The 7,473-nt window shown below is 74.9% G+C and carries 9 protein-coding genes and 5 tRNA genes; 7 read left to right on the forward strand and 7 right to left on the reverse strand.

All coding sequences use genetic code 11. The features are described 5' to 3' along the window. Positions 1-1,041 (reverse strand): serine/threonine-protein kinase (locus tag AC2CJA_RS21440; RefSeq protein WP_484604308.1); only part of this gene is annotated, 1,041 nt, incomplete at its 3' end. 244 nt (positions 1,042-1,285) lie between these two features. Here AC2CJA_RS21440 and AC2CJA_RS21445 point away from each other — a divergent pair. The 3 genes from AC2CJA_RS21445 to AC2CJA_RS21455 all read left to right on the forward strand — a co-directional run bounded on the left by AC2CJA_RS21445 (position 1,286) and on the right by AC2CJA_RS21455 (position 2,750). Beyond that, entirely contained in the window at positions 1,286-1,528 is a 243-nt protein-coding gene (locus AC2CJA_RS21445) for a hypothetical protein (RefSeq protein ID WP_484604309.1), read from the forward strand. Positions 1,529-1,770: 242 nt separating this feature from the next. Next, a complete protein-coding gene (locus tag AC2CJA_RS21450; RefSeq protein WP_484604310.1) occupies positions 1,771-1,980 on the forward strand; it encodes a hypothetical protein in 210 nt (69 codons plus the stop codon). A gap of 188 nt (positions 1,981-2,168) precedes the next feature. Next, entirely contained in the window at positions 2,169-2,750 is a 582-nt protein-coding gene (locus AC2CJA_RS21455; RefSeq protein WP_484604311.1) for a hypothetical protein, read from the forward strand. A 78-nt stretch (positions 2,751-2,828) separates the two neighbouring features. Here AC2CJA_RS21455 and AC2CJA_RS21460 read toward each other — a convergent pair. The 5 genes from AC2CJA_RS21460 to AC2CJA_RS21480 form a co-directional block, all read right to left on the reverse strand. After that, positions 2,829-2,900 (reverse strand) — tRNA-Val (locus tag AC2CJA_RS21460). Positions 2,901-2,918: 18 nt separating this feature from the next. Continuing rightward, positions 2,919-2,990, reverse strand: a tRNA-Val gene (locus AC2CJA_RS21465). A gap of 28 nt (positions 2,991-3,018) precedes the next feature. Further along, positions 3,019-3,090: transfer RNA gene (locus tag AC2CJA_RS21470), tRNA-Val, on the reverse strand. Between the two features lies 1 nt (position 3,091). Next, positions 3,092-3,162, reverse strand: a tRNA-Cys gene (locus AC2CJA_RS21475). A 27-nt stretch (positions 3,163-3,189) separates the two neighbouring features. Next, positions 3,190-3,262 (reverse strand) — tRNA-Gly (locus AC2CJA_RS21480). Positions 3,263-3,397: 135 nt separating this feature from the next. Here AC2CJA_RS21480 and AC2CJA_RS21485 point away from each other — a divergent pair. From AC2CJA_RS21485 to AC2CJA_RS21495, 3 genes are all read left to right on the forward strand, one after another. Next, entirely contained in the window at positions 3,398-4,513 is a 1,116-nt protein-coding gene (locus AC2CJA_RS21485) for a chorismate-binding protein (RefSeq protein WP_484604312.1), read from the forward strand. Next, complete coding sequence (locus AC2CJA_RS21490; protein WP_484604313.1) at positions 4,510-5,334, forward strand: aminotransferase class IV; 825 nt, start codon at positions 4,510-4,512, stop codon at positions 5,332-5,334. The genes AC2CJA_RS21485 and AC2CJA_RS21490 overlap by 4 nt, the downstream gene beginning before the upstream one ends. Before the next feature lie 80 nt (positions 5,335-5,414). Next, positions 5,415-6,245, forward strand: a complete 831-nt coding sequence (locus AC2CJA_RS21495) for a GNAT family N-acetyltransferase (protein ID WP_484604314.1) — start codon at positions 5,415-5,417, stop codon at positions 6,243-6,245. A 183-nt stretch (positions 6,246-6,428) separates the two neighbouring features. Here AC2CJA_RS21495 and AC2CJA_RS21500 read toward each other — a convergent pair whose 3' ends face one another. After that, complete coding sequence (locus AC2CJA_RS21500) at positions 6,429-6,974, reverse strand: DsbA family protein (RefSeq protein WP_484604315.1); 546 nt, start codon at positions 6,972-6,974, stop codon at positions 6,429-6,431. Between the two features lie 141 nt (positions 6,975-7,115). Between AC2CJA_RS21500 and AC2CJA_RS21505 the strand changes: the two genes are divergently transcribed. After that, the coding region (locus AC2CJA_RS21505; protein ID WP_484604316.1) for a hypothetical protein at positions 7,116-7,473 on the forward strand (358 nt) is incomplete at its 3' end.

Raw genomic sequence — 7,473 nt, forward strand, 5'->3', positions numbered from 1 at the left:
GTGTTCCGGGGCGGTGTGCGCGGCACCGGGCCCCGGGGCGGGGCCCGCTCCGTTCCGGCCGTCCCGGCCCGCACGGCCAGGGGTACCCCGGGAGTCACGGCCGCCCCGGGTGCGGTCGCCGTCGTGCCGGGTCCGCTGCCGCAGATACTGCTCGGCCCGCTTCCCGGCCGGCCGCGCCGGGCGCAGGGCCGCCCCTGTGGCGGCGCCCTCCGGCAGCCCGCGCGCCTCCCGGGCGGCGATCTCCCGCAGCCGCAGCGACAGCTGCAGTGTGCTCGGCCGGTCCTCCGAGTCCTTGGCCAGGCACGCCCTCACCAGCGGCGCCAGCGCGGCGTGCACACCGTGCAGCTGGGGTTCCTCGTGCACCACCCGATACAGCATCACCTCCGAACTGCCCTGTCCGAAGGGAGAGTCGGCGGTCGCCGCGTACGCCAGCGTCGCGCCCAGCGAGAACACGTCCGTCGCCGGGGTCACCGCCGCGCCCCGCACCTGCTCGGGCGCCAGGAAGCCCGGGGAACCCACCGCCGTGCCGACGTGTGTGAGGGTGCTGGCGCCGGTCGCCCAGGCGATACCGAAGTCGATGATGCGAGGGCCCTTGGGCGACAGCAGGATGTTCGACGGCTTCAGGTCCCGGTGCACCACGCCGGCCTCGTGCACCGCCACCAGCCCCTCGGCCAGCGCCGCGCCGATCGAGGCGACCTGCGCGGCGGGCAGCGGGCCCTCCTCGTTCACCTTGTCGTGCAGCGACGGCCCCGGCACGTACTGCGTGGCGAACCAGGGACGGTCCGCCTCCAGATCAGCCGCCACCAGCCGTGCCGTGCACCCGCCGCGGATCCGGCGGGCCGCCGACACCTCGCGTGCGAAGCGCGAGCGGAACTCGGGGTCCTCCGCGAGATCCGGCCGGATCACCTTCAGCGCCACCCGCTGCCCGCGCCGGTCGGAGCCGAGATACACCACACCCATGCCACCCGCGCCCAGCCGCCGGTGGAGCCTGAACGAGCCGACGACTCGCGGGTCCTCGCGCCGGAGCCGCATCATCGCCATGTCCTTCCCCTACCTCCGGCCGGGAGCCCGTCCCGCCCCGGTGGGCGGCCCCGCACTGCCCGGTCCTCTGACGTGCCACAGCTTACGGACTGCGACCCCCGCGCGCCGACAGGCCGCGCATGCGGACCATGCCGGTTGTCAGTGCCCGGTGGGAGAATGAAGCAGTGGGCGCGCGGCAGTCAGGGGTGGGGAAAGCCCTGCTCAGGAGGCGTCCGACCGGCCTTCCCGGAAGGGAGATCGCACGATGAAGGGCGACTGGGTGGAGATCGTGGTGGACGCGGGGGACACCACCCGTACCTATGAGATGGCGGCCACGCGTGCGGGTCGGCGCGTGGAGACGCAGGTGCGCAGGGGAGTGGTGGAGGTGAGCGAGGTCACCCGCAGCGGCACGGTGGTGCGCACCGCGCGCTTCATGGCCAACCGGGTGCTGGCTCTGGTCGAGCACCCGGTGCCGAGGGAGGACACCGCGCAGGAGCCGGCGCGCTGACCGGCCGCGCGGCTCGTCCCCTACGGTCCCCTCCGGGAGGTCCCGGGCCCGGGAGGGAGCCTCTCCACCCTGGGGAGTACCCGGGGCGGGCCGGAGTCATCCTGCGGGAGGCCACCGTTCGGTACGCGGGCATGACGCCGAACGACCCCCTCCGCTCCTACTGTTGTTCTCAAGCGGCGGGTGCAGCACTCGTCCCCCGAGGTCAGACACCCGCCGCCCCGGACCACGACAGGAGCAAAACCATGGCGCACACAGCACAGCGCCCGGCAGCCCGGACACGGGGACGCCTGGCGGAGCTCGCCGCCCCCGGCACCCGGCCGGGCAGCCGCCGCCACCCGCTGGTGGCCGCCGTCATGGTCCTTCCGCTGGCCGTTCTGCTGGCCGTCGTCTTCGGCGGTGCGGAAGCGGTGATCACTCAGGCGTCGTCCGTGGCCGGACTACTGGGGCTCTGACACAGGGCCCCGGGCTCGGGAGAGCGGCCCGAGCCGGGACATCCGGTCACCCAACCCCGTGGGGACGGGGGTACGGCGGACGGCGTGGGGCCCGGGCAGTTGGGGAACTGCCCGGGCATCGCGCCGTACGGGGCCGTACGATCCGCCGGACGGCCCGCGCACGCGGGCCCGGAACGGACGGGGACCCCGTGGCGCACGCACCGCTCACCGCACATCTCGCGCACCGGGCCGCCCTCGCGGGCGCCGCGTCCTCGGCCCGCACCACGACCGCCGCCGGCACCGGACGGCCCGTGGTGCTGGCCGAGCGGGCCGATGCCACCGTCGTGCGCAGCAAAGACGTCGTGGCCAAGGCGCACGCCCCCGGCAGCGACCTCGGCCGGCTCGCGCTCCGGGTGGGCACCGCCGCCCATCCGCTGCTGAGCCGTGTCCTGCTCGCGCCGCTGCCCGCCGGAGCTTCGCATGCCGGACCCCCGGCGGCGGAGACCGGTCCGGGAAGGCGGTTTCTGGACGTCCTGCCCGACGGCCGCCCGGTGAGCCTGTGGCCCTACGGCGCCCCGGTGGACCCCGGATCGCCCGAGGCCGCCCCCTGGGAGGCCGTCGGCACGCTGCTCGCCCGCCTCCACGCCGTGCCGCCCACCGCGCTGCCCGGCCCGCTCCCGCCGGGCCCTGCCGCCCGGCCCTACCCGGCGGCCCCTCCCGCCTGGGGAGCCCCGCACCACGGTCACCACGGTCGCCACAAGAGCTTCAGCAGGATGCTGTTCTCCTCCTGACCGCACTCCGGCCGTGACCGCGAGGCGGCCCGGAGCGTGACGAAGGGCCGGAGCACCAGGCTCCGGCCCTTCGAGGTGTGGACGATACTGGGATTGAACCAGTGACCTCTTCCGTGTCAGGGAAGCGCTCTCCCGCTGAGCTAATCGTCCGCGCTGCGGTGTGCCGCGTGCGCGATACTGGGATTGAACCAGTGACCTCTTCCGTGTCAGGGAAGCGCTCTCCCGCTGAGCTAATCGCGCGGAACAAAGGCCCCCGAAGGGCCTTCAGTGGACGATACTGGGATTGAACCAGTGACCTCTTCCGTGTCAGGGAAGCGCTCTCCCGCTGAGCTAATCGTCCGAGGTGGAGACGGGATTTGAACCCGTGTAGACGGCTTTGCAGGCCGTTGCCTCGCCTCTCGGCCACTCCACCAGCGCGGGGACCACAGGGCCCCCATCGAGCGGACGACGAGACTCGAACTCGCGACATCCACCTTGGCAAGGTGGTGCTCTACCAACTGAGCTACGTCCGCAGCGCATCCCCCGGGGCGGTGCTCGGGAGCTGCCGTCGCCGCCCGCTGCCGCGCTCGGTGACGACATGAACTCTAGCGGATTCCCGGGCCAGCTCAAATTCCGTTTCCCCAGCGTGCCCGCCATAGACTCGCCGCGTGCACGATCCGGCCCCTCTCGCCCGCTTCGGCGGCCTTGTCGCCACCGACCTGCGCGACGTCACCAGCGACCCCGCCGCCCTGGACTCCGCCGGCTGGTGGGCGGTGGCCGCCGACTTCGAGGGGCGCCTGGTCTGCGCCCGCTTCGGCGATGTGCGGCCCGCCCCCGTACCCCGCCCCCGGCCGGGCCGCTGGCGCGGACCGGACACCGGCGCCTGGACGTCCTCCCTGGACCGCGCCGCCTACACGGCGGGCGTGCGGCGCGTACGCGAGCACATAGCCGCGGGCGAGGTCTACCAGGCCAACCTCTGCCGTGTGCTCACCGCGCCGCTGCCCGACCCGGCCGCCGCCGACCCCGACGAGCTGACCGCGCTCCTGGCACGCGGCAACCCCGCTCCCCACGCCGGCACCGTCCGCCTCCCCGCCCACGGGGTCGAGGTCGCCACGGCCTCGCCCGAGCTGTACCTCGCCCGCCGCGGACGCACCGTGGAGTCCCGTCCCATCAAGGGCACCGGACGCACGGCCGCCGATCTGCTGGACAAGGACCACGCCGAGAACGTGATGATCGTGGACCTGGTCCGCAACGACCTCGGCCGCGTCAGCGCCACCGGCTCGGTCGCCGTCCCCGCCCTGTGCGCCGTCGAGCCGCATCCCGGACTCGTCCACCTGGTCTCCACCGTCCGCGGCGAACTGGCGCCCGGGGCCGGCTGGGCCGACCTGCTGGAGCACACCTTCCCGCCCGGATCGGTCACCGGCGCCCCCAAGTCCAGTGCCCTGCGCGTCATCCGCTCGCTGGAGACCGCCCCGCGCGGCCCGTACTGCGGCGGCATCGGCTGGGTGGACGCCGACCGCGGCGCCGGGGAACTGGCGGTGGGCATCCGCACCTTCTGGATCGACCGCACCGCGCCCGGCGGCCCGGCGCTGCGCTTCGGCACCGGCGCCGGGATCACCTGGGGCTCGGACCCGGAGCGGGAATGGGAGGAGACCGAGCTCAAGGCGGAGCGGCTGCTCGCGGTAGCGTCGGGGGAGTACACGAAGACGCCTTCCGCGAACGGCGCGGTCCGGGCCACCGGCACGGCGGGCACGGCGGGCGGGACCGGAGGAACTGGGGCATGACGCTGATCTGGGTGGACGGAGAACTGCGGGACGCCGACGCCGCGCGGGTGTCCGTGCTCGACCACGGACTGACCGTCGGTGACGGGATCTTCGAGACGGTCAAGGCGGTCGGCGGGCGCCTCTTCGCCCTCACCCGCCACCTGGAGCGCCTGGCCGCCTCCGCCCGCGGTCTGGGTCTGCCCGAGCCGGACCGTGACGAGGTGCGCCGCGCCTGCGCCGCCGTGGTGGAGGCCAACCCCGTGCCGCTGGGCCGGCTGCGGATCACCTACACCGGCGGGCTCTCCCCCCTCGGCTCCGACCGGGGCGCCGCCGGGCCCACCCTGGTCGTCGCCCTCGGCGAGGCGAAGCCCCACCCCGGCACCACCGCCGTCGTCACCGTCCCCTGGACCCGCAACGAGCGCGGTGCGCTGACCGGTCTGAAGACCACCTCGTACGCCGAGAACGTCGTCGCGCTGGCCCACGCCCACCGGCAGGGCGCCTCCGAGGCCCTGTTCGGCAACACCGTCGGGCGGCTGTGCGAGGGCACCGGCTCCAACGTCTTCGTCGTCCTCGACGGCGAGCCGCACACCCCGCCGCTCGCCTCCGGCTGCCTCGCCGGGATCACCCGCGCGCTGGTGGTCGAGTGGACGGGAGCGCGGGAGACCGACCTGCCGCTGGACGTCCTGGAGCGGGCCGAGGAGGTCTTCCTCACCTCCACCCTGCGCGACGTCCAGGCCGTCCACCGGATCGACGGGCGTGAACTGCCCTCCGCGCCGGGACCGGTCACGGCCAAGGCGATGCGGATATTCGCCGAGCGCTCGGCGGCCGACGTCGACCCGTGAGAGGCGGCCGTGCCCCCGCGACCCCCGGATCTTCCCGTACCCGGTGACAACGGGGTGCCGAGGCGGGTAGAACCCAGGTGATGACCACCACCCTGCGCCCCACCGGACCCGAGCGGCACACCGCGGACGGCGCCCGCTCCCGCTCGTACGACATCTGTGTCACCGGCCGCCCCGTCGGCCGCCTGCGGCTGGCCACGGACGAGCGCTTCGGCCCGTCGGCCGGCCGCATCGAGGAACTCGCCGTCCACGGGCCCGACCGCCGCCGGGGCCGGGCCACCGTCGCCGCGCTCGCGGCCGAGGAGGTGCTGCGAGGCTGGGGCTGCCGCCGGATCGAGGCGAGCGTCCCGGCGGACGCGGGCCCCGCCCTGCGGCTGGCCGCGGCCCTGGGCTACACCGAGCGCAACCGGAACATGGCCAAGAAGCTGTCCGGACCGCCCGAGCCGCCCGCCGGCAGCACGGTGCGCCCCCTGGCCGCGGACGAGTACCCGGCATGGCTGGAGAGCCGCCGGGAGGGCTACGCCCGCCTCTGGGCCGAGCGTGGCATGGACCCCGGGCGGGCCCGTCTCAAGTCCGAGGCCGACCACGCCGAACTGCTGCCGGACGGACCGGAGACCGCGGGCACCGCCCTGCGCGTCCTCGTCCACGCGGGAGTGGACGTCGGCACGCTCTGGCTGGCGACGGCGTATGCGCCGGGATCCGGCGCCTGGGTCTTCGACATCGAGGTGGCCCCGGCGCACCGCGGCCGGGGCCACGGCCGGACGCTGATGCTCACCGCCGAGCGCGAGTGCCTGGCGGCCGGGGTGCGCACACTCGGGCTGAACGTCTTCACGGACAACACCGCGGCCCTGCGGCTGTACGAGTCCCTCGGCCACCGGCCGACCGCCCACCACCTGCACAAGCCGCTGATCTAGTGCCGCGCCGGTCAGGTTTTGCCCGGTGGCGGGGCCCCGGCCTCCGGCCGGGGGGGGACCCCAGGTGTGTGCGACCGCCGGGCGGCCGGAAGCCGCGTGTAGTCGTCCTGCCCGGGCTTTCGGCCAACGCGGCGAGCGCGCGTGCCAGGGCGGCGAGCGGGGTGGACCTCGGCTGACGCGGCACTAGCTGCACTGCCCGGCCCTGTCTCCGGCTGCTTCCCCGGCCCCGGCCAGCAGTCGGTCGGCGATCTCCTCGATCCGCTCGCGCAGACCCTCCTGGCTCTTCCCGCCGTCCAGCCGCTCACCGCCGATCACGTAGGTCGGGGTGCCGGTGACACCGATCGCACGGCCCTCGGCCTGGTCGGCGTCGACGACCAGCAGGTGTCTGCCGTCGATCAGGGCGGTGTCCATCTCCTCGGCGTCCAGGCCCGTCTCCCGGGCCACCTCCAGCAGCAGCTCCTCGCCGCGCCCTCCCAGTTCCCCGGCACGGGCCAGGACCGCCTCGGCGTACTCGTCGCCCCGGCCCTGCGCGTACGCCTCCTCGGCGGCCTGGGCGGCGGCGTAGGAGTGGCGGTGCTTGTCCAGGGGGAAGTGGCGCAGCCGGATCTCCAGGGCGTCGCCGTACCGCTCGCGCAGCGCGCGCAGGTCGGTCATGGCCCGGTCGCAGTCGGTGCACTGCAGCTCGCACCAGATATCCAGGACGGGGCGGGCGGGGCGGGTGTCGTTCATGCCGACAGTCTCCCAGCCCGGCTCCGGGAGGAGGACGGGAGGTGCGCAAGGGGGTCCCCAGGAGGAGAGGGCCCGGAAATCCCCCCGAGATCGCGGGGCGGAACGTGGCACATCCGGGGCGGGGAGCGGCACGATGGACACATGCTGACCATGACAGTCTGCGCGGCGCTCTCCGCGGCGGGGCTGGCCGTCGCCTTCCTGACGGCCTACCGCCGCCGCTTCGCCGCGGCCACCCGTATGGCGGCCCTCTCCCTGGTACCGGTGGGACTGGCGATGTCCGGCCTGCTGGGGATGTTCGGCGAGATCGGAGGTGCGGTGGCGGCCTGGGCCTCGGACCTCGTGCTCAAGCCCGCGGTCTGGACCGGTTTCGGGGTGCTCGCCGCTGCCCTCGTCCTCTATGTGGTGGGCCGCGCCGCCGGGAGGCGTACGCGCGCCCGTGAGGGCGGCACCGGATCCGGGCGCGGCGCCCCCCGCGCGGCGGAGCCCGGCGCCTCCCGGC

It is taken from the genome of Streptomyces sp. ATLC9 (genome assembly GCF_057196705.1).

What these genes read in the sequence shown, in the direction of transcription:
- AC2CJA_RS21445 (WP_484604309.1), top strand. Translation starts at nt 1,286, where the DNA reads ATGAAGGGCGACTGGGTGGAGATCGTGGTGGACGCGGGGGACACCACC.
- AC2CJA_RS21450 (WP_484604310.1), top strand. Translation starts at nt 1,771, where the DNA reads ATGGCGCACACAGCACAGCGCCCGGCAGCCCGGACACGGGGACGCCTG.
- AC2CJA_RS21490 (WP_484604313.1), top strand. Translation starts at nt 4,510, where the DNA reads ATGACGCTGATCTGGGTGGACGGAGAACTGCGGGACGCCGACGCCGCG.
- AC2CJA_RS21495 (WP_484604314.1), top strand. Translation starts at nt 5,415, where the DNA reads ATGACCACCACCCTGCGCCCCACCGGACCCGAGCGGCACACCGCGGAC.
- AC2CJA_RS21500 (WP_484604315.1), bottom strand. Translation starts at nt 6,974, where the DNA reads ATGAACGACACCCGCCCCGCCCGCCCCGTCCTGGATATCTGGTGCGAG.